This window comes from Neorhizobium populisoli (genome assembly GCF_019430945.1).
In the GTDB taxonomy this organism is placed as follows: domain Bacteria; phylum Pseudomonadota; class Alphaproteobacteria; order Rhizobiales; family Rhizobiaceae; genus Neorhizobium; species Neorhizobium populisoli.
In genome coordinates this window covers 433788-452895 of sequence record NZ_JAHYCB010000006.1, presented here as the reverse complement: position 1 = coordinate 452895, position 19108 = coordinate 433788, and the positions used below count along the sequence as shown (strand labels likewise).

The 19108-nt window shown below is 61.6% G+C and carries 18 protein-coding genes; 9 read left to right on the top strand and 9 right to left on the bottom strand.

Annotation, left to right across the window (positions count from 1 at the left end):
- Positions 1-30 precede the first annotated feature (30 nt).
- Together KX729_RS19695 and KX729_RS19690 are read left to right on the top strand one after the other, a co-directional pair.
- Positions 31-708: a response regulator gene (locus tag KX729_RS19695; protein ID WP_219744174.1), complete on the top strand. Its 678-nt coding sequence runs from the start codon at positions 31-33 to the stop codon at positions 706-708.
- Positions 705-2111: a sensor histidine kinase gene (locus KX729_RS19690; protein WP_219744173.1), complete on the top strand. Its 1407-nt coding sequence runs from the start codon at positions 705-707 to the stop codon at positions 2109-2111. Before KX729_RS19695 ends, KX729_RS19690 begins: the two co-directional genes overlap by 4 nt.
- 331 nt (positions 2112-2442) lie before the next feature.
- Here KX729_RS19690 and nagA read toward each other — a convergent pair whose 3' ends face one another.
- Genes nagA through KX729_RS19670 form a run of 4 tightly spaced genes read right to left on the bottom strand, consistent with a single transcriptional unit; the run spans position 2443 to position 6308 of the window.
- On the bottom strand, positions 2443-3600 hold the full coding sequence (gene nagA, locus KX729_RS19685; protein ID WP_219744172.1) for an N-acetylglucosamine-6-phosphate deacetylase: 1158 nt from the start codon (positions 3598-3600) through the stop codon (positions 2443-2445).
- Complete coding sequence (locus KX729_RS19680; RefSeq protein ID WP_219744171.1) at positions 3597-4628, bottom strand: SIS domain-containing protein; 1032 nt, start codon at positions 4626-4628, stop codon at positions 3597-3599. Before KX729_RS19680 ends, nagA begins: the two co-directional genes overlap by 4 nt.
- A gap of 19 nt (positions 4629-4647) precedes the next feature.
- Positions 4648-5412, bottom strand: coding sequence for a GntR family transcriptional regulator (locus KX729_RS19675; protein ID WP_219744170.1), 765 nt, complete (start codon positions 5410-5412; stop codon positions 4648-4650).
- Positions 5409-6308 (bottom strand): glucosamine kinase nucleotide-binding domain-containing protein, encoded by a 900-nt coding sequence (locus KX729_RS19670; RefSeq protein ID WP_219744169.1) that lies wholly within the window; start codon positions 6306-6308, stop codon positions 5409-5411. The genes KX729_RS19675 and KX729_RS19670 overlap by 4 nt, the downstream gene beginning before the upstream one ends.
- A gap of 207 nt (positions 6309-6515) precedes the next feature.
- Here KX729_RS19670 and KX729_RS19665 point away from each other — a divergent pair, with 207 nt between their 5' ends.
- The 7 genes from KX729_RS19665 to KX729_RS19635 all read left to right on the top strand — a co-directional run bounded on the left by KX729_RS19665 (position 6516) and on the right by KX729_RS19635 (position 13790).
- Positions 6516-7442: an N-acetylmuramic acid 6-phosphate etherase gene (locus KX729_RS19665; RefSeq protein ID WP_219744168.1), complete on the top strand. Its 927-nt coding sequence runs from the start codon at positions 6516-6518 to the stop codon at positions 7440-7442.
- A gap of 24 nt (positions 7443-7466) precedes the next feature.
- A complete protein-coding gene (locus tag KX729_RS19660; RefSeq protein ID WP_219744167.1) occupies positions 7467-8720 on the top strand; it encodes an ABC transporter substrate-binding protein in 1254 nt (417 codons plus the stop codon).
- 199 nt (positions 8721-8919) lie between these two features.
- Positions 8920-9870: a carbohydrate ABC transporter permease gene (locus KX729_RS19655; protein ID WP_219744166.1), complete on the top strand. Its 951-nt coding sequence runs from the start codon at positions 8920-8922 to the stop codon at positions 9868-9870.
- Positions 9871-9882: 12 nt separating this feature from the next.
- Positions 9883-10722, top strand: coding sequence for a carbohydrate ABC transporter permease (locus tag KX729_RS19650; protein WP_219744165.1), 840 nt, complete (start codon positions 9883-9885; stop codon positions 10720-10722).
- 193 nt (positions 10723-10915) lie between these two features.
- Positions 10916-11968, top strand: a complete 1053-nt coding sequence (locus tag KX729_RS19645) for a Gfo/Idh/MocA family protein (RefSeq protein ID WP_219744164.1) — start codon at positions 10916-10918, stop codon at positions 11966-11968.
- A 74-nt stretch (positions 11969-12042) separates the two neighbouring features.
- Positions 12043-13053: an ABC transporter ATP-binding protein gene (locus tag KX729_RS19640; RefSeq protein ID WP_219744163.1), complete on the top strand. Its 1011-nt coding sequence runs from the start codon at positions 12043-12045 to the stop codon at positions 13051-13053.
- Complete coding sequence (locus KX729_RS19635; RefSeq protein ID WP_219744162.1) at positions 13050-13790, top strand: hypothetical protein; 741 nt, start codon at positions 13050-13052, stop codon at positions 13788-13790. Before KX729_RS19640 ends, KX729_RS19635 begins: the two co-directional genes overlap by 4 nt.
- A gap of 32 nt (positions 13791-13822) precedes the next feature.
- Here KX729_RS19635 and KX729_RS19630 read toward each other — a convergent pair whose 3' ends face one another.
- Genes KX729_RS19630 through KX729_RS19610 form a run of 5 tightly spaced genes read right to left on the bottom strand, consistent with a single transcriptional unit; the run spans position 13823 to position 19053 of the window.
- Positions 13823-14722: a carbohydrate kinase family protein gene (locus tag KX729_RS19630; protein WP_219744161.1), complete on the bottom strand. Its 900-nt coding sequence runs from the start codon at positions 14720-14722 to the stop codon at positions 13823-13825.
- Positions 14719-15747 carry an ABC transporter ATP-binding protein gene (locus KX729_RS19625; protein ID WP_219744160.1) on the bottom strand — a complete coding sequence of 343 codons (1029 nt, stop codon included), beginning with the start codon at positions 15745-15747 and terminating at the stop codon, positions 14719-14721. The genes KX729_RS19630 and KX729_RS19625 overlap by 4 nt, the downstream gene beginning before the upstream one ends.
- The gene (gene argH / locus KX729_RS19620) at positions 15747-17261 is read right to left on the bottom strand and encodes an argininosuccinate lyase (RefSeq protein WP_219744159.1); all 1515 of its coding nucleotides are present in this window, start codon (positions 17259-17261) and stop codon (positions 15747-15749) included. The genes KX729_RS19625 and argH overlap by 1 nt, the downstream gene beginning before the upstream one ends.
- A 5-nt stretch (positions 17262-17266) precedes the next feature.
- On the bottom strand, positions 17267-18121 hold the full coding sequence (locus tag KX729_RS19615; RefSeq protein WP_219744158.1) for a carbohydrate ABC transporter permease: 855 nt from the start codon (positions 18119-18121) through the stop codon (positions 17267-17269).
- On the bottom strand, positions 18118-19053 hold the full coding sequence (locus tag KX729_RS19610) for a carbohydrate ABC transporter permease (protein WP_219744157.1): 936 nt from the start codon (positions 19051-19053) through the stop codon (positions 18118-18120). The genes KX729_RS19615 and KX729_RS19610 overlap by 4 nt, the downstream gene beginning before the upstream one ends.
- Positions 19054-19108 lie beyond the last annotated feature (55 nt).

The following is a 19108-nucleotide window of genomic DNA, read 5'->3' as shown; positions in this document are numbered from 1 at the left end:
GGATGCACGGCGCTCTATCGGGGAGATTTCGTGCGTATTCTTCTGGTCGAGGACAATCAGGCGCTGGCCGAAGGACTGACGGCTATCCTGCGCGGCAGCGGTTATGCCGTGGATGCCGTGGCAGACGGCGCCTCCGCCGAAGCCGTCGTCGCGGCAGAGACCTACGACCTCGTCATCCTCGATCTCAACCTGCCGGAAATGGACGGGCTTGACGTGCTGCGGGCCATGCGCGCCCGCGCCAACAAGGCCGCCGTGATGATCCTGACGGCACGCGGCACGCCCGAGGAGCGGGTCAAGGGCCTTGATCTCGGTGCCGACGACTACATGATCAAGCCCTTCGATATTTCCGAGTTCGAAGCGCGTATCCGCGTCCTGCTGCGCCGCCAGGCGGGTCTGAGAAGCTCGATCGTCAACTATGGCGGCGTCACCTTCGATCTCACCTCGCGCAGTTTTTCCTGCCAGGGTGTGCCGCTCGATATTCCGGCCCGCGAGCTGGCGCTTCTGGAGCTGCTTTTCCTGCGCGCCGGCAAGGTCGTCTCCAAGGATGCGATCGTCGGTTCTCTGACCGGTTTCGACGACGACCTGTCCGCCAATGCGATCGAGCAATATGTCAGCCGCCTGCGCCGCCGCCTCGGCGCCCATGGCCTGACGGTCAAGACCGCCCGTGGCATCGGTTATTATCTCGAAACTGTCGCGCCTGCCGCATGACGCAGCCGATCGCTTCTCCGATAACGCCTGCAGCCTCCTACTCGCTACGCCGCCGGCTGCTCGCCTGGCTGCTCGTCTCCACCGCCGTGATCGGCACGGTGGCGATGATCGACACCTGGGACGAGGCGGTCGATACGGCAAACGAGGTCTCCGACCGCGTGCTGGCCGGCTCGGCACTGGCGATCGCCGAGCGCGTCGTGGTGGCGGAGGACGGTTCGCTCGAAGTCGATATCCCCTATGTGGCGCTGGAAATGCTGACCTCGGCGGCGCAGGACCGGGTCTTCTACCGCGTTGATGGGCCGCCCGGCACATTCATCACTGGCTATCAGAACCTGCCCTCCATTCCGCGCCGGGAAGGCCAGGCCGCGGCCTTCGAAAACTCGGTCTTCCGCGGCGAACCGATCCGGCTGGCTGCGCTCGCACGCTCCGCTTCGACCGGCATCAACTCGGTCCCTTTCATCGTTACCGTTGCGGAAACCACCATTGCTCGCCAGCAGCTGACCCAGACCATTCTCATCCGTTCGGCGCTGCGACTGTTGTTCATGATCGTCGGCGCAGCGGTGATCGTCTGGGTGGCGGTCACGCTGTCGCTGCGGCCGCTCTACCGCTTCAGCGAGGCGATCGCTGAACGTAGCCCGGACGATCTGCACCCGATCAGTCAGCGCGTACCGAACGAGGTCGAGGGCCTTGTCGATACGGTCAATTCCTTCATGGTTCGGCTGGAAAGCGCCCTGGAAGCGCTGCGTCATTTCACCGGCAACGCCAGCCATCAGCTGCGTACCCCGCTTGCCATCATCCGTACCCAGCTTGCGCTTGCCAATCGCGCGACCGGCTTCGACGAGATCAAGGAGGCCGCGCGAAAGGCGGATGAGGCGGTCGCCGATGCGGAACGTATCCTCGCCCAGCTCCTGCTGATGGCCAAGATCGACGCCGCCACCCGCTTGGCCTCGATGCAGCGCATCGATCTGACAGCCTTGGCGCGGCAGGCGACGGCCGATCACGTGCCGTTGGCCGCCGATGCCGGGATCGATCTCGGCTTCGAAGGCGAGGGCGAGGTTTTTGTCGAAGTCGAGCCGCTGCTGGTCGGGGAGCTTCTAAAAAACCTGATCGGCAATGCGCTGCTTTATGCCGGCAGCGGGGCGGAAGTGACCGTTCGAGTCGGCCAGACCGGCGAACGCGCGGTGCTTGAGGTCGAGGATGACGGTCCGGGAATACCAGCCGAGAAGCAGACTTCCGTGCTGAGACGGTTTGAACGAGGGGACCGGACGGAGAAGTCCGGGACTGGGCTGGGGCTGCCGATCGTTGAGGAGATTGCGCGACTGCATGGCGCTGGGATGGCGCTTGCCGAGGGGCGAGAGGGTCGGGGATTGAAGGTGGAGATCGGGTTTCCGGTAGCCGGGTAATAGCAGCGGCGCGGCGCACTCCCTTATTCCCCCCTTGCGAGGAAGATGTCGGCAGAGCCGACAGATGCGGGTGGCTCAGCGAACTCTTCGGTCGTGAGGGAGCGATGATCCTCCCGACTTTTCATTCTATCAGGCACATTCCTGATTTGGGTGAGTTCTCGCGGACAATTTCGAAAACAGGGTTTGGTACCCAAAGTTGACGAGACCAAACCGTATATTCCTAGGCCGTTGAATCTGCGGCACCACCCCCATCTATCAGCCGTGCTGACATCTTCCCCGCAAGGGGGAAGAAGGGATTGCGCCGCACAGGAAATGGACTTTAGCTCGGCCTTTATTCCTGATGCACCTTCATCCCACCGATCCAGGTGCTTTTCATCGCAAGCTCATCGGTTAGCATCACGAAATCCGCATCATATCCTGCCTTCAGTGCGCCTTTGTGCCCGTCGAGCCAGGCCGCTTCCGCCGGATAGGCCGAGGCCATGCGCAATGCCTCCTCGACCGGCAGGCCGAGCGCCTGATGCGCGAACCGCACCGACGAGATCATGTCGATATCCGCACCGGCGAGCGTGCCGTCGGCTAGCGTCAGCCGTCCGTCCTGCCGCAGGATCTCACGGCCGTTCAGCGTAAAACTCTTCATATCCGTGCCGATCGTCGACATGGCGTCGGTCACGATGAAAATCTTGCCGGGGCCGTTTTTTGCCCTGAGCGCCACGCCCATCGCCGCCGGATGCACATGGATGCCGTCGGCGATGATGCCGACATAAAGCGAGCCGATGTCGAGCGCCGCACCCACGACGCCCGGCTGGCGATGGCCGAGCGGGCTCATGGCGTTGAACAGATGCGTGACGGTGCGCAAGCCCGATTCGGCGTAATCCTTTGCCGTCTCGTAGGTCGTGTCCGTATGCCCGAGGCTCACCATGAAGCCGGCTTCCGAAAGACGCTTCACCTGTTCGGCCGTGACATTTTCCGGCGCAATGGTGATCATCATCGCATCGAACCTGCCCTTGCAGGAAAGCATCAGATCGATGTCCTTCTCCCCCATCGGCCGGATCAGCTGCGGGTCATGCGCGCCCTTGCGGGCAACGGAAAGATGCGGGCCTTCGAGATGCAGGCCGAGGAAACCCGACACGCCTTCGGCCTTCGCCTGTTTGCCGGCCTCGACGGCTTTGGCGGTGATCTCGTATGTATCGGTGATCAGCGTCGGCAACAGGCCGGTCGTGCCGAACTTGGCATGCGCGGTGCAGATCTGTGTCAGGCCAGAAAGGCTCGGGTCTTCGTTGAGCAACACGCCACCGCCGCCATTCACCTGCAGGTCGATGAAGCCCGGCACGATCATCCCGCCGCCGGCATCGACCGTCTCGATGCGTTCCGGCAGTTTGGCGGCCGACTGGATCGCTTCGATCTTGCCACCGTCAAGAACGAGTGCAGCATCTTCATGCCAGAAGGTGCCGTCGAAAATCCGGGCACCTATAATAGCCTGCTTCCTCATAGGGTTTCCGTCACCTTCTTCAGCGCCACCGGCGCATCCGGGTCAAAACCCTTGGAACGCGACCAGGCTTCGACGAAACCATAGAAGGGCAGGATCAGCGCCAGCGCATCGGTAATCGGATGACCGGTCGCGATGAACGGCAGCCTGCGGGCTTCCTTCACCTTGTCGGATGTCGCGAAGGCCAGCGCGCCCTTGGCTGCGAGACCATCGACGATCTCGACCACCGAAGCTTCGGCAGCATCGCGCGCCGCAAACGTCACGACCGGGAACCGCCGCTCGACCAGCGCCACCGGCCCATGCAGCACTTCGGCAGAAGAATAGGCTTCCGCATGCATGTTGGAGGTTTCCTTGAACTTCAGCGCCGCCTCGCTGGCGATTGCCAGTGCCGGGCCGCGGCCAAGCATGTAGAGCGATTCCGCATCGCCGAGTTCATGCGCAAGCTCGCTCCAGTCGAGCTTTACGGCCTTTTCAAAATGTTCCGGCAGTCCACGAACGGCAGCCTTGAGGCTTTCATCGCCCGTCCACTCGGACAATACGGCAAGGCCGGCGACGATCGAGTTGACGAAGGATTTCGTCGCGGCGACGGCGAGTTCGGGGCCGGCATTCAGATTGACGGCATAGGTCGAGGCGGTCGCAATCGGCGAGGGCAGCGTGTTGGTCAACGCGATCGTCACCGCACCGGCCTTGGTGGCCGCATCCGCCATGGCGACGATATCCGGGCTTTTACCGGATTGCGAAATGGCGATTGCGGCGCCGCCGGCGAGCTGCAGGTTGGCACCATAGATCGAGGCGAGCGATGGCCCGAGCGAAGCGACCGGCCGGCCAGCAGTCAGCTCGACGGCATATTTGATGAAGGTCGCGGCATGGTCGGAAGAGCCGCGCGCAATGGTAATCAGGAAGGCCGGGTCCTTTTCGCGCAACGCGCGGCCGGCGGCGGCAATCTCACTGGCGGAGCCTTCAAGCAGGCGGGCCGCGGCTTCCGGAGCCTCGTCAATCTCCTTGCGCATATAGGTCATGTTGGTCAGCATGTGCATCGTCCTCGAATGGTCAGTTTCCGCCAAGCGAAAGCTCGGCCACGAAATCATAGGCATCGCCGCGATAGAGCGAGCGTGTCACTTCCACCACCCGGCCGGAGGCCAGATAGGAAACGCGCTCGATGGACAAGCCCGCCGAGCCAACCGGCACGCCAAGCAGGCCGGCATCCGGCTCTTTCATATTGCTTGCCGATATCCGCTGTATGGCACGCACCGGTCGGGCATCCCTTTTTTCCAGTTCCGCATAAAGCGAACCGCTGATCGCTTCCGGGTCGGGCAGGAATTCCACCGAAATGCTGGCATGTTCGATAGCGAGCGGCATGTCGTTGCCCATGCGCAGGCGGCCGAGCCGCGCGACCTTGGTGCCGGGCGCGAGACCCAGCATCATCATCTCTTCCGGCGTCGGGTGAAAAAGCCCGCGCTCCAGCCATTCGGATTTCGTCGTCAGCCCGCGCCGCGCCATATCCTCGGTGAACGAGGTGAGCTTGGTCAGCGGCTGTTCGACACGGCTCATCGGCTTGACGACGAACGTGCCGGAACCATGCTTGCGGCTGAGCAGCCCGTCCCGGACCAGATCATCCACCGCCTTGCGCACCGTCACGCGGCTGACATTGGCATAGTCAGCCAGATCGCGTTCGGCCGGCAGCGCATCGCCATGTTCCAGCTTGCCTGTGCGGATCGCGTCTTCCAGGCTCTGGCGCAGCTTGACGTAAAGCGGTCCGCTGCCGGCGGATTGCAGGCCTTCGAGCGGCAGGATGGCGGCAAGCGTCTGGTTCATGCGCCGATGCCCGCCCTTGAATTCTCGACCTTGCCATAGGCCTGGACGGCGAGTGCGACGGCGCCGGTCAGCGCATCCGCCAACGGCTCGGAAAGCCGGGCGCGATGACGTTCGGCCAGATGGGGCGGATAAAGAGGCCCAAGCCCGCCGAGCAGGCACAGCCGACCCTTGCCTCCGGTGATGCCGTTCACCGCATCGAGCGCCTCGTCGATGCCGGCGGCACCTGTCTTCAGGATGCGGATGGCGGTTTCGTCTCCACGGGTAGCGAATTCGAAGACCTTTGGCGTGTGGCGGCCGAAATCGCCGGGTTTGGCGAGGCGGGCAAAATCCACCACGGCTTCCGGATCGCCACCGAATTCCGCCAGCACTGCCTTGGTCAGCTCGGTTATCGGACGGATATTATCGTAAGCAAGCAGGCTTTCCTGCAGCGCCAATTGGCCGAGCCGGGCGCCGGAACCGAGATCGCTGACCTGGAAACCCCAGCCGGCAACCGAATGCAGCTTGCCCTCATGCCGGGCGATATAGACCGTGCCGGTGCCGACGATGCCGATCGCGCCGTCCTGATCGCCGATCGCACCCTGCAGCGCGATCACGCCGTCCGACACGATATCCGACTGGCGAAACGGCAGCCGCGCCTTCACATAGTTTACCGCATCGCCGACATTGTTGCCGGCAAGGCCGAGCACGGCTGAGGCGGAGGTGAGATCGGCCGAAATGCCGGCGTCCCGGAAGGCAAGGCCGGCAGCCTCGCTGATATGTCTCAGAGCATTGTCGGGATCGGTCAGGATATTGGAGGCGCCGCTCTTGCCACGACCGATGATCGTGCCATTTCCGTCAGCCAGTGCCGCACGGCAACTTGTGCCGCCGCCGTCTATCCCGATAAAATATTCCGGCATTGAATACCTCCGAAATTGATAATACCAAAAAAGTACCATTCACCAAGGCCGTTTTCAGCCTTTCACTATTCGATTTCTCAAATCACTGAAAAATCAGGAATATTTTAGTCCGATAATGCGAAATTTAGCAGTCTGGTCATAAAAGTTAATTTTACTTCTGGACAATTGGTATTTTTTTGGCATCATTTTGGTAAAGGGAGACGTCGGATGAGCAAAACTGCCACCGAAGCAAGACATGGGAGCGCCGCGGGGCTGGATCAGCTCGCGCCGGTGGATATCCTTGGCGTTTTGGCGGCGGGTCAGCAGCAGGCGGCAAAGGTCGTCGATCATGCCTTATCCGATATCGCCAAAGCCGCGGATCTTGCGGCCCAGGCGCTGAAATCCGGCGGCAGGCTGATTTATGCCGGTGCCGGCAGCGCCGGTCTCATCGCCATGACCGATGCGGTCGAACTCCCCGGTACCTATGGCATCGCGCCGGACAGTCTGGCCGTCCTATTTGCGGGCGGCCTTTCTTCGGTCACCGATCTGCCGGGCGGCCCGGAAGACAATCCGGCGCTCGGCAACCGCGATGCCAATATCATCACCGACAGAGATTGCGTCGTCTGCGTCTCCGCCAGCGGTTCGACGCCCTATACGGTCGCGGTCGCCGAAGTCGCCAAGGCGCGGGGCGCAAAGCTCGTCGCGATCGCCAACAATGCCGGCGCAAAACTCTTCGACGGCGCCGATGTGGTGATCCTACTCGAAACGCCGCCGGAAGTCATCGCGGGTTCCACCCGCATGGGCGCCGGCACGGCCCAGAAGATCGCTTTCAACATGTTTTCGACGCTGATGGCCGTGAAGCTTGGCCATGTGCATGACGGACATATGGTGGGCCTGCGCGCCGACAATGAAAAGCTGCGAATCCGCGCCGCCCGCATGGTGGCCGATATAACCGGCATCGAATTCGACATGGCTCGCGCCTGGTTCGCGGCCGCCGACGGTTCGGTCAAGGTGGCGGTGCTGCTGGCATCCGGCGCAGCCGACGCCGACGAGGCGCGGGCATTGCTGTCGCGTTCCGGTGATATGCTGCGGCCGGCACTCGAAGAGCTGCAGAGCACCCAAAGTTCAAACAAGAGCTCAATGAAGCGCGCCTGAAGGCGCAAAATGAGGGAGAACGTCATGAACCGCATGTTGAAGGGCCTGCTTTTTGCCACGACCGTGCTCGCGCCGGGTATGGCAATGGCTCAGTCCGCCAATCTCACCATCGAGAGCTGGCGTAACGACGACCTGTCCATCTGGCAGGAAAAGATCATTCCGGCCTTCCAGGCCAAGAACAAGGACGTCAAGGTGACCTTCGCACCGATGGCGCCGACCGAATATAATTCGGCCGTCAACGCCAAGCTCGAAGCAGGCACCGCCGGCGACCTTATAACCTGCCGCCCGTTCGACCTGTCGCTCGCCATGTTCCAGAAGGGTCAGCTCGCCTCGCTTTCCGACCTGCCGGGCATCGGCAATTTCTCCGATACGGCGAAGTCCGCCTGGACCACCGACGACGGCAAGACGACGTTCTGCGTGCCGATGGCATCGGTCATCCACGGCTTCATCTACAACAAGAAGGCTTTCCAGGAAGCCGGCGTCCAGGTGCCGAAGACCGAGGACGAGTTCTTCGCGGTTCTGGAAAAATTCAAGAAGGGCGGCACCTATATTCCTCTGGCCATGGGCACCAAGGACCAGTGGGAATCCGCCACCATGGGCTATTACAATATCGGCCCGAACTACTGGAAGGGTGAGGAAGGCCGCAAGGCGTTGATCTCCGGCTCCCAGAAACTGACTGATGCCGCCTGGGTCGAGCCCTACAAGACGCTCGCCAAGTGGAAGCCCTATCTCGGCGACGGTTTCGAAGCCCAGACCTATCCGGACAGCCAGAACCTCTTCACGCTTGGCCGCGCCGCCATCTATCCGGCCGGTTCGTGGGAAATCGCGCCATTCAAGGCGCAGGCCGATTTCGAAATGGGCGCCTTCCCGCCGCCGGTGAAGAAGGCCGGCGACACCTGCTACATTTCCGACCATAACGACATCGGCATCGGCCTGAATGCCAAGGCCAAGAACCCGGAAGCCGCGAAGAAATTCCTGGCCTGGGTCGCTTCGCCGGAATTCGCCGAGCTTTACGCCAACGCGCTGCCGGGCTTCTTCAGCCTGAACTCGACGGCGGTGAAGATGAACGACGCTCTCGCCCAGGAATTCGTCTCCTGGCGCCAGAACTGCAAGCCGACCATCCGCCCAAGTGCGGCGATCGTCGGCCGCGGCAAGCCGAACCTCGACCTCGAAATGTGGCGCGTCTCGGCCAATGTCATCAACGGCACGGAAACGGCTGATCAGGCCGGCGCCGAGACCCAGAAGGGCCTCGACAGCTGGTACAAGCCGGCGAAGTAACGACGGAGCAAGCGGCCCCCTCACCCGGCCTCCGCTTTGCTCGGCCACCCTCTCCCCAAGGGGAGAGGAGGGAATAGCAAAGGCGCGGCATTTCCCTTCTCCCCAGCGGGGAGAAGGTGCCGGCAGGCGGATGAGGGGGCTTCACTTCTCAAGTATAAATTGCTGAGGTGGCGACCGCCCCAATGAGCAGGAGTGCGCCATGAGCGATACCGACATGACCGATACCGGGATCGCTCCCGTAAAACGCCCCGCCCGCTGGCACATTCTCGTGTTCCTGGCGCCCGCCTTCCTCGTCTACACGGCCGTGATGATCCTGCCGTTGATCGAGACGCTGCGCCTCTCGCTCTTCAACATGGTCGAAGGCCAGCTTGCCTTTGTCGGCCTCGACAATTTCGTCCGCCTGTTTTCCGATCCGCGCCTGTCCGCCGATTTCTGGAATGCGCTGAAGAACAACACGATCTTCTTCATCATCCATATGCTGGTGCAGAACCCGGTCGGTATCGCCATCGCTGCCATGCTCTCCATTTCCGGCCTGCGCTTCGCCGCCTTCTACCGCTCGGCGATCTTCGTGCCGACGCTTCTGTCCTTCGTCATCGTCGGTTTCATCTGGAAGCTCATCCTGTCGCCGATCTGGGGCATTGCGCCGACCATGATGGACTGGGTCGGCCTGAAATGGGCTTTTGCCCCCTGGCTCGGCAAGCCGGAGACGGCGCTCATCACCGTGTCGCTGATCTCCGTCTGGCAATATATCGGCATCCCGATGATGCTGATCTATGCAGCACTCCTCAACATCCCGGAAGAAGTGCTGGAAGCCGCCGAATGCGACGGCATTACCGGCTGGAGCCAGTTCTGGAAGATCAAGCTGCCGCTGATCCTGCCCTCGATCGGCATCGTCTCGGTTCTGACCTTCGTCGGCAATTTCAATGCCTTCGACCTGATCTACTCGGTGCAGGGCGCGCTCGCGGGCCCCAATGGCGCGACCGATATTCTCGGCACGCTGCTCTACCGCACCTTTTTCGGTTTCCAGAACCAGATGGGCGACCGTTCCATGGGCGCCACCATCGCCGCCGTGATGTTCATCATCATCCTTGCCGGCGTGTCGCTTTATCTCTTCGTCATCCAGCGACGCATGCGTCGCTACCAGTTCTGAGGGAGCGATCAGATGTCCAAAGCTCGCTCCGCACCGCTTCGCACAGCGCTTATTCACCTGGCATTGATCAGCTACACGCTGGTGGCGCTGTTTCCGGTGTTTCTGACGCTGGTCAACTCGTTCAAGAACCGCAATGCGATCTTCCGCGAGCCGATGTCTCTGCCCGGTCCCTCGACCTTCAGCCTGATCGGTTACGAGACGGTTATCGCCCAGGGCGATTTCCTCGGTTACTTTCAGAACAGCCTGATCGTCACCGTCGTCTCGATCGCATTGGTGCTGCTGTTCGGCGCCATGGCCGCCTTCGCCCTCTCCGAATACCGGTTCCGCGGCAATACGCTGCTCGGTCTCTATCTGGCGCTCGGCATCATGATCCCGATCCGGCTTGGTACAGTAGCGATCCTGCAGGGCATGGTGGCCGCCGGCCTCGTCAACACGCTGACCTCGCTTATCCTCGTCTACACTGCACAAGGCCTGCCGCTGGCGATCTTCATCCTGTCGGAATTCATGCGCACCGTTTCCGACGACCTGAAGAACGCCGGCCGTATCGATGGCCTGTCGGAATATTCGATCTTCTTCCGCCTCGTCCTGCCGCTGGTCCGGCCGGCGATGGCGACGGTCGCGGTCTTCACCATGATCCCGATCTGGAACGACCTCTGGTTCCCGCTGATCCTCGCGCCGGGCGAAGAGACAAAGACGGTAACGCTTGGAGCGCAGATGTTCATCGGCCAGTTCGTGACGAACTGGAATGCGGTGCTGTCGGCGCTGTCGCTGGCCATCCTGCCGGTGATGGTTCTGTACGTGATCTTCTCACGGCAGCTCATTCGCGGGATTACATCGGGGGCGGTGAAGTGATGGCGGTATTTTCCGCGGAACGGCCGCTGCCCCTCATCCGCCTGCCGGCACCTTCTCCCCGTCAGGACGGGGAGAAGGAAACATGCCGCAACGCTGCGGATTTCCCTCGCCCCGTTTGCGGGGAGAGGGTGCGCCGAGCAAAGCGGAGGCGAGGTGAGGGGCTTTTCCTGCACGCCGGTAGAGGAGAGAATCTATGAACCCCATCCGCGTCCTCGTCGCCGGCCTTGGCAATATGGGCCGCAGCCACGCGATCGCCTATCACAACGATCCCGGCTTCGAGATCGTCGGCCTCGTCAATCGCTCCAAGCGCGACCTGCCGGCGGAACTTGAAATCTATCCGCTCTTCACCGATTTCGAAGATGCATTAAAACAGACCAAGCCGGACCTCTGCTCGATCAACACCTATTCCGACACCCATGCCGATTACGCCGTCATGGCCTTCGAAGCCGGCTGCGACGTCTTCGTCGAAAAGCCGCTGGCCACCACCGTCGCCGATGCCGAACGGGTCGTGGCTGCCGCGAAGAAGCACGGCCGCAAGCTCATCGTCGGTTATATTCTCCGCCACCACCCATCCTGGACAACGTTGATCGCCGAAGCCCGCAAGCTCGGCCCGCCTTACGTTTTCCGCATGAACCTCAACCAGCAGTCCTCCGGGCCGAAATGGGATGTCCACAAGGCGCTGATGCAGACGACCTCGCCCATCGTCGATTGCGGCGTGCATTATGTCGATGTCTGGTGCCAGATCACCGATGCCAAGGCCGTTGAGGTGCGCGGCATGGGCCTGCGCATGACCGATGAAGTCGCGCCGGACATGTACAATTACGGCCATATGCAGGTCCTCTTCGAGGATGGATCGGTCGGCTGGTACGAGGCGGGCTGGGGGCCGATGATGTCGGAAATGGCCTTCTTCGTGAAGGACGTCATGTCGCCCAAGGGCTCCGTCTCGATCCTGGTCGACAACAAGGCGAAGTCCGACGATATCGACACTCACACCAAGACCAGCGTGATCCGCGTCCATTCCGGCGAGACAGGTCCGGACGGACATTTCATCCGAGCCGATCAGGACCTCTCGATGACCGGCGAGCCGGACCATCAGAAGCTCTGCGATCTTGAACAGGCCTATGTGTTGAAAGCGATCCGTGAGGATATCGACCTCACCCGCCACATGGACGACGCCGTGCAATCGCTGCGCATCTGCCTTGCGGCGGATGAAAGCGTGCGCAGCGGCAAGCCTGTCAGACTTTAAAAGCGGTTCCTGCAAAAGCGCATAGCGGTTTTGCATCCGGAATTGCGTAGAACAAAGATGTAAGGAATAGGCCCTTGGGTTCCCTTCAACTGAAATCCATCCGCAAGGCCTTCGGCACCCATGACGTGCTGAAAGGCATCGACCTCGACGTGCAGGATGGCGAATTCGTCATCTTCGTTGGCCCGTCCGGTTGCGGCAAGTCCACCCTGCTGCGCACCATTGCCGGCCTGGAGGATGTCTCGTCCGGCTCTATCCGCATCGACGGCCAAGAAGTGGCCGGCATACCGCCCGCCAAACGCGGCATCGCCATGGTCTTCCAGTCCTATGCGCTTTATCCGCACCTGACGGTCAAGGACAATATGGGTCTCGGCCTCAAGCAGGCCGGCACGGAAAAGGCCGAGATCGACACGCGCGTCGCCAAGGCCTCCGGCATGTTGTCGCTCGATCCCTATCTCGCCCGCCGCCCGGCCGAGCTTTCCGGCGGCCAGCGCCAGCGCGTCGCGATCGGCCGCGCCATCGTTCGCGAACCGAAACTTTTCCTGTTTGACGAACCGTTGTCCAACCTCGATGCGGCGCTGCGCGTCCAGACCCGCCTCGAAATCGCCGCGCTGCACCGACGCCTGAAGGCGACGATGATCTACGTCACCCACGACCAGGTCGAGGCAATGACGCTGGCCGACAAGATCGTCGTGCTGAATTCCGGCGCGATCGAACAAGTCGGTTCACCGATGGAGCTTTACAATAAGCCCGCCAACATCTTCGTTGCCGGCTTCATCGGCTCGCCGCAGATGAATTTCATTCCGGCCGAAAAGCTGGACGATACATCCGCCAAGACCCTCGGCATCCGCCCCGAACATATTTCGCTCTCCCGCGACAGCGGCGACTGGAAGGGCAAGGTTGTCCACGTGGAACACCTCGGCGCCGATACGATCGTCTATCTGGAAACAGAGGTTACCGGTCTGCTGACGGTCCGGCTGTTCGGCGAACATGCCTACAAGCCGGATGACGTAGTCTTCGCCACGCCGGATCGCGAGCGATTGCACCGGTTCGATTCGGATGATCGGGCGGTTGCGGTGCATCCATGAGCTTTTCCGAATTCCGGTCCCGCCACGTGATCTGCTTTCTGGCAGGCCGGGATGAGTTTGCAGCACTGTTCCGCTCCCTTCAGTCGGCGATCGATAGCTTTGCACCGGAATTCGAGATCGACAGGCAGTATTCGCAGGACATGCCCGACGACCATATGCCCAGGTCCTTCGACGTTTGCTGGGATCGGGTACATGACGAAGCCTGGACCGAGTATGACGAGAGAGCTGTCCTGGAACATGGTGGCGTGATCTATGTGCTAGGCCCGCATATGAGGGCCGAAGACGCTGTTGACACATCTGCAATCGCCCTTCGTCTCGTGGCACATGCCCTGGCGAATGGCGCTGTTGCCGCAAAAGGCGAAAGTGCCGGCGTCGCTCATGGCGTCGAACGATGGACGCAGCTTGCCATCGAGGCGGAGAACACCGCTGAACGCGGCGAACTGACCCGCATTTGCCGCCTCGCTTTCAGCAAACGACCGCTGAGTCATGAGGATTTCCTCTTCAGCATCGGCTTTCATCTCGTCGGCTTGCCAGAGGTTTTCGTGCCCAGAAGTCATTCAGACAATGAACTGGTGTTGAGCTGGCTCATCGACCGGATAGCCGATGAAATGTCTGCCGAAGGGGTAGGCCCGGTCCTGGCGCGCCATAACGCGACGCTGCTTCCCTGCGATGGCTACGAAGAAGACGATTTCAAATTCAATCCGTATGGCATCGTCTATCTAGGTGACGCGGCCTGAAGCATTTGGCTCAGGCCCTTGCCGACAAGGATCTAACTTTCGGCTGTCAGCAACTTCGCCCCGCCAGCCGCCTGTACCGCCAGGCTGCCAAATCGAATACCGGCCCTGAGACACGCCTCTTCTGCCGCCCCATCCAGCCAGGCATGGATGAACCCGGCATTGAACGCATCGCCGGCGCCGGTCGTATCGATCACCGGTACGGTTTCAGCCGGCGCATGGATCAGCCGTCCTTTCGACATCAGCCATGCCCCCTCCGCCCCGCCCTTCAGTGCAACGGCGGGGAAGGCGAAGGAAAGCTTGCGGATCGCAACTTCGGGCTCGGCCGAACCGGTGATCGCCTCGGCTTCTTCGAGATTGGGCAAAAACAGATCGACGCCGGCGCAGGCGCGCAAAAGGCCGCGATCATAGATCAGCGCCGGGTCCCAGCTCGGATCAAGCGAAACGGTGAGGCCTTTTTCCTTGGCGCGGGAAACGAGATCGGGGATTTCGTGCAGTGTCGCATATTCGGCGATATGCAGATGCCGGGCCTCGTTCCATTCGAAAGCGGCTTCCAGCGTCGCAGGCAGTGCAGGGCCGGAGCGGCGGGTGAGGAAGGCGCGATCCTGGCCAACGACGGCTGCGACCGTCACCTGCGGGCCGGCATCGTCCGCATGTTCCACGAAACGCAGATCGACACCGCTGTCACGCACCTGCTCCTCGATGCTTGCCGAGAGCGAATCCTTGCCGAGCCTGGCAACCAGCGCCACCTTGCGTTTGGCATGTGCCAGATGCGCGGCAGCGATAAAGGCACCGCCTCCGGCCGCGATTTCCATGCCGTCGGCAAAAATCTCGCGTCCCAGCACCGGCAGATGGCCGAGCCCGGTAAAAATCAGGTCGCAATAGACCCGCCCGATGCTGAGCACGGCGGATCTGTCTGCTGCATGCGTCATCATGAACGGCCCAGAAATTTCTCTGTGCTGGTGTCGAAAAGATAGAGGCTGCCGGGCGCCGCGGCGCAGGTCAGCTGGCTTCCGACGGCCGGCACGGTCTTGTCCCGCGCGGTCGCTATCACCGAACCCTCGGGGATGTCGAGATGCACCAGCGTTTCGGGTCCGAGCGGTTCGACGGCCGTGACGGTTCCGGTGACGGCGAAACCGCCTTCGGTCGCGCCGGCAATCAGGTCATGCGGGCGAACGCCAATCAGGATATCGCCGGCTCCCATCTCCACGCCCGCGCCCGTGCGCTTGCCGGGAACGAGGTTCATCGACGGGCTGCCGATGAAACGGGCGGTGAACACGTCGACCGGGCTTTCGTAAAGCTCCGACGGCGTGCCAACCTGCAAGATATGACCGTCCTTCATCACCACGATCCGGTCGGCCATGGTCATGGCCTCGATCTGGTCGTGCGTCACATAGACGGTGGTGGTCTTCAGACGCTGGTGCAGGCGCTTGATCTCGATGCGCATCTGCGAGCGAAGCTGGGCGTCGAGGTTGGACAGCGGCTCGTCGAACAGGAAGGCTGAAGGGTCACGCACCATGGCGCGGCCGATCGCGACGCGCTGCCGCTGGCCGCCGGAAAGGGCAGCGGGGCGACGGTCGAGCAGGGCGGTCAGGCCGAGGATTTTGCCGGCTTCCTCGATCCGCTTGTCCTTCTCTTCCTTGCTGAGCTTCGACGTATAAAGGCCGAAGCCGATATTCTGGCGAACGGTCAGGTGCGGATAGATCGCATAGTTCTGGAAAACCATGGCGATGTTGCGCTGTTTCGGTTCGCGCTCATTGACCACGTCCGGGCCGATCTTCAGCGTGCCGCCGGAGATTTCTTCAAGGCCGGCGATCATCCGCAGCGTCGTCGACTTGCCGCAGCCTGAAGGCCCGACGAAGACGACGAATTCACCGTCAGCAATCTGCAGGTCGATGCCCTTGACGGCTTCGACCTTGCCGTAGCGCTTGACCAGTTTCTGGAGTTCGATCGTCGCCATCAGCGGGCTCCCATCAGGGCGGTGAACTTTTCGTTGAGTTCGGCAGCGGCAGCGGCTTCATGCTCGGCTGCCGTCCTGGCAACGGTATCGAAAGCGGCAAGTCTTTCACGATAGCTTGCCAGCGCTGCATTCATCGGCTCGGGTGCCGGGCCGCCGAAGCGGGCGCGGACGGAGACGAAATGCTCCGGCGAGACGATATCCTTGAACTTCGCGAGATCGACGGACGGCTTGCGGCCGGTCAGATGCTCGAAGGCCATCAGGAAGGGCTCGTAACCGTCATCCGTCAGGCTGCCCTTGGCGGCAACGACGCTCTTGGCGGTCGCAGCCGCAATCTCATGGGCTTCGCGGAAGGACAGGCCTTCGATCCGCACCAGCGAGTCGGCAAGTTCGGTAATGGTAATGCAGGAACGGCGGATATTCTGGTCCACCCGCTCCGGATCGATGCTGATCTGGCCGATCAGCGCGGTGAGCAGATCGAGCACGCGGGCGGCGGAGGCGAAAGCCTCGTAACCCATGCCCTGCGTTTCGCCCTCGCTGTCGTTCATGTCGGTAAATGGCGTGTTGTGCATCACGTCGAGTACGGTGCGCGCCCGGCCCATAGTCTGGCTGGCGAGATGGCGAAGATGTTCGATCGGCACCGGATTGCGCTTCTGCGGCATGATCGAGGAAATCTGCACCAGCGCGTTCGGCACGTAGATCTGGCCGACTTCGAAGCTCGTCCAGAACTGGAAATCCTGGATCAGGCGGCCGAGATGCAGGAACATCAGCTCGATCGCCGAATAGGTCGAGGTCGTGTAATCGACCGAGGCGATGCAGGAATAGGAATTGCGTAGCGGCGCCGAGAAACCGAGCAGATGCGCGACACGCGCCCGGTCGATCGGAAAGCCGGACGTGGTGATCGCGGCAGCGCCCATCGGCGACAGATCGACGATTTTCCGAGCTTCCGCGAACCGCTCCATGTCGCGGGTGAAAATCTCGATCGCTGCCGAGAGATAATGCCCGAAGGTCGTCGGCTGCGCCGGCTGCCCGTGCGTATAGGCGACGATCAGCGTCGCCTTGTTGCGGTCGGCGGCATCGATCATCGCGGCGAGCAGTTTGCGCGCCTTCTCCATCAGCGCATCGATCTTCTCCTTCAGGCCGAGCTTGAAGAGCGTGTGGTCGATGTCGTTGCGGGAGCGGGCGGTGTGCAGCCGGCCGGCGATATCGACGCCGATCCGGGCCTTCAATTCCTTCTCGATCAGGAAGAAGAAGTCTTCCACTTCACCGGTATATTCCAGCTTGGTGGGATCGATTTCCTTGTCGATTGCGACAAGCGCGCCAGCGATCTTGCCCGCTAGTTCGATGTCGAGAATGCCGGTCTCGACCAGCATCACCAGATGCGCACGGTCGATCCTGCGGAAACCGTCGACATGGTGGTTCTTGGCGCCGTCGAAGAGCGGGCGAAGCACCGTCTCCTTGTAGACCGGATCGGGAAACTTGCTGGTGTCGGAAAGGCGCGGGTTCATATCCGCCATGGGAATTATCCTTTCAGGCCCGCGAGCATGACACCGCGGACGATGTAGCGCTGCAGGACGATGAAGACGATGAGCGTGGGAATGGTGGCAATCGCTGCCCCAGTCATGATCATTTCCCACTGGATCTGCTGTTCCACGGCGAAGCTCGAAAGGCCGACGGGCAGCGTGTAGAGTTCCTTGCTGGTGGTGACGATCAGCGGCCAGAAGAACGCCGTCCAGTTGCCGAGGAAGGTGAAGATGGCGAGCGCCGAAAGTGCCGGCGTCACCAGCGGCATCGCCACTTTCCACCAGATCTGGAATTCGTTCAGCCCGTCGACACGCGCCGCTTCGAGGAAATCGTTCGGCACCCCTTCGAAGAACTGCTTCATCAGGAAGGTGCCGAAGGCCGTCATCATGCCGGGGAACATGATGCCCCAATAGCTGTCCAGCCAGCCGAGCTGGCTCGACATCAGATACCACGGGATGACCAGCATCTCGGTTGGGATCATCAGCGTCGAAAGAATGGCGATGAAGACGAATTGCCGGCCGCGGAAGTCGAACTTGGCGAGCGTATAACCCACCAGGCTGTCGAAGAAGCAGTTCGACACCGTGACGATCGTCGCGACCAGCATGGAGTTGAAGAACCAGCGCATGAAGCGCCCGTCGGCCAGCACGGCGATGTAGTTCGATAGCGTCGGCGCCGCCGGGATCAGCCGCAGGTCGTAGACTTGATCGGCGGTCTTGAACGAGGTCGCGAACATAAAGGCCAGCGGCGAGATCATCATGATGCCGCCGATAAACAGCAGCGTCCAGATGATGATCCGGCCGGACCGGATGTTGGCCTTGTAGAGCGGAGAGGAAACGGGTGCGGCGTCGCTCATTTCTTTTCCCTCAGGATCCACAGCTGCAGCAGCGAGACGATCAGCAGGATGGTGAACAGCACCACGGTCTGCGCCGCGGCATAACCCATGGCATAGGAGTTGAAGGCGGTCTGGTAGATCATCAGCACCAGCGGCTTGGTCGAGCCGAGCGGCCCGCCGGGATCGTTGGTGGTCATGTTGTAGACCTGGTCGAAGATGCGCAGGAAGCCGATCGACGAGAAGACTACGAGGAAGACGGTGGTGGGCTTCAGGAGCGGCAGGGTGATCTTCCTGAGGATCGCCCACTCGCCGAGCCCGTCGATGCGGGCCGCCTCGTAGAACGTGTTCGGAATGGCGCGCAGGCCGGCCATGAAGATGATGATCTGGAAACCGAGCCCGGCCCAGATGGAGGTGACCATGATGGAATAGAGCGCCTGTCCCGTGGAACGGATAAAGGGCTGCTGCGGAATGCCGACCATCGCCAGCACGTCGTTGATGATGCCGATCGGCGGCGGCTGGTAGAACCAGCGCCAGACCCAGGCCATCGCCGCCGCGGTGGTCAGGAACGGCAGGAAATAGAGCGCCCGGATGAAATTGTGCATGAAACGCACGCGATCCAGGAAATAGGCGATCGTGAAAGCCAGCAGCAGGCTGATCGGCGTGCCGACGATCAGGTAGAGGAACGTGTTCTTGAACACCTTCCAGAACTGCGGATCCTTGTAGAGCTTGATATAGTTGGCGAACCACACGAGCTTCGGCGGCCGCACCAGATCCCAGTTGGTGAGCGACAGGTAGAAGGCCTGGAAGGTCGGGTAGAAGCGGATGATCACGTAGAAGAGGATCGGGACCGCCAGGAAACTCCAGACCCAGATGAGTCGCCTCGTCCGCATGGACAGGCCGCCTTCTCGGTTGGGGCGGCCGGATGCCGCCCCCTGTTGTTCAATCGCTGCCATGGACAGCTCCGCTCTGCTGGATTGCAAGGATCAGGACTGGATTACGGCCGGGCAA

What these genes read in the sequence shown, in the direction of transcription:
- KX729_RS19675 (WP_219744170.1), bottom strand. Translation starts at nt 5,412, where the DNA reads ATGAACCAGACGCTTGCCGCCATCCTGCCGCTCGAAGGCCTGCAATCC.
- KX729_RS19650 (WP_219744165.1), top strand. Translation starts at nt 9,883, where the DNA reads ATGTCCAAAGCTCGCTCCGCACCGCTTCGCACAGCGCTTATTCACCTG.
- KX729_RS19680 (WP_219744171.1), bottom strand. Translation starts at nt 4,628, where the DNA reads ATGCTGACCAACATGACCTATATGCGCAAGGAGATTGACGAGGCTCCG.
- KX729_RS19645 (WP_219744164.1), top strand. Translation starts at nt 10,916, where the DNA reads ATGAACCCCATCCGCGTCCTCGTCGCCGGCCTTGGCAATATGGGCCGC.
- KX729_RS19670 (WP_219744169.1), bottom strand. Translation starts at nt 6,308, where the DNA reads ATGCCGGAATATTTTATCGGGATAGACGGCGGCGGCACAAGTTGCCGT.
- KX729_RS19660 (WP_219744167.1), top strand. Translation starts at nt 7,467, where the DNA reads ATGAACCGCATGTTGAAGGGCCTGCTTTTTGCCACGACCGTGCTCGCG.
- KX729_RS19615 (WP_219744158.1), bottom strand. Translation starts at nt 18,121, where the DNA reads ATGAGCGACGCCGCACCCGTTTCCTCTCCGCTCTACAAGGCCAACATC.
- nagA (WP_219744172.1), bottom strand. Translation starts at nt 3,600, where the DNA reads ATGAGGAAGCAGGCTATTATAGGTGCCCGGATTTTCGACGGCACCTTC.
- KX729_RS19655 (WP_219744166.1), top strand. Translation starts at nt 8,920, where the DNA reads ATGAGCGATACCGACATGACCGATACCGGGATCGCTCCCGTAAAACGC.
- KX729_RS19665 (WP_219744168.1), top strand. Translation starts at nt 6,516, where the DNA reads ATGAGCAAAACTGCCACCGAAGCAAGACATGGGAGCGCCGCGGGGCTG.
- KX729_RS19610 (WP_219744157.1), bottom strand. Translation starts at nt 19,053, where the DNA reads ATGGCAGCGATTGAACAACAGGGGGCGGCATCCGGCCGCCCCAACCGA.
- KX729_RS19690 (WP_219744173.1), top strand. Translation starts at nt 705, where the DNA reads ATGACGCAGCCGATCGCTTCTCCGATAACGCCTGCAGCCTCCTACTCG.
- argH (WP_219744159.1), bottom strand. Translation starts at nt 17,261, where the DNA reads ATGGCGGATATGAACCCGCGCCTTTCCGACACCAGCAAGTTTCCCGAT.
- KX729_RS19635 (WP_219744162.1), top strand. Translation starts at nt 13,050, where the DNA reads ATGAGCTTTTCCGAATTCCGGTCCCGCCACGTGATCTGCTTTCTGGCA.
- KX729_RS19625 (WP_219744160.1), bottom strand. Translation starts at nt 15,747, where the DNA reads ATGGCGACGATCGAACTCCAGAAACTGGTCAAGCGCTACGGCAAGGTC.
- KX729_RS19630 (WP_219744161.1), bottom strand. Translation starts at nt 14,722, where the DNA reads ATGATGACGCATGCAGCAGACAGATCCGCCGTGCTCAGCATCGGGCGG.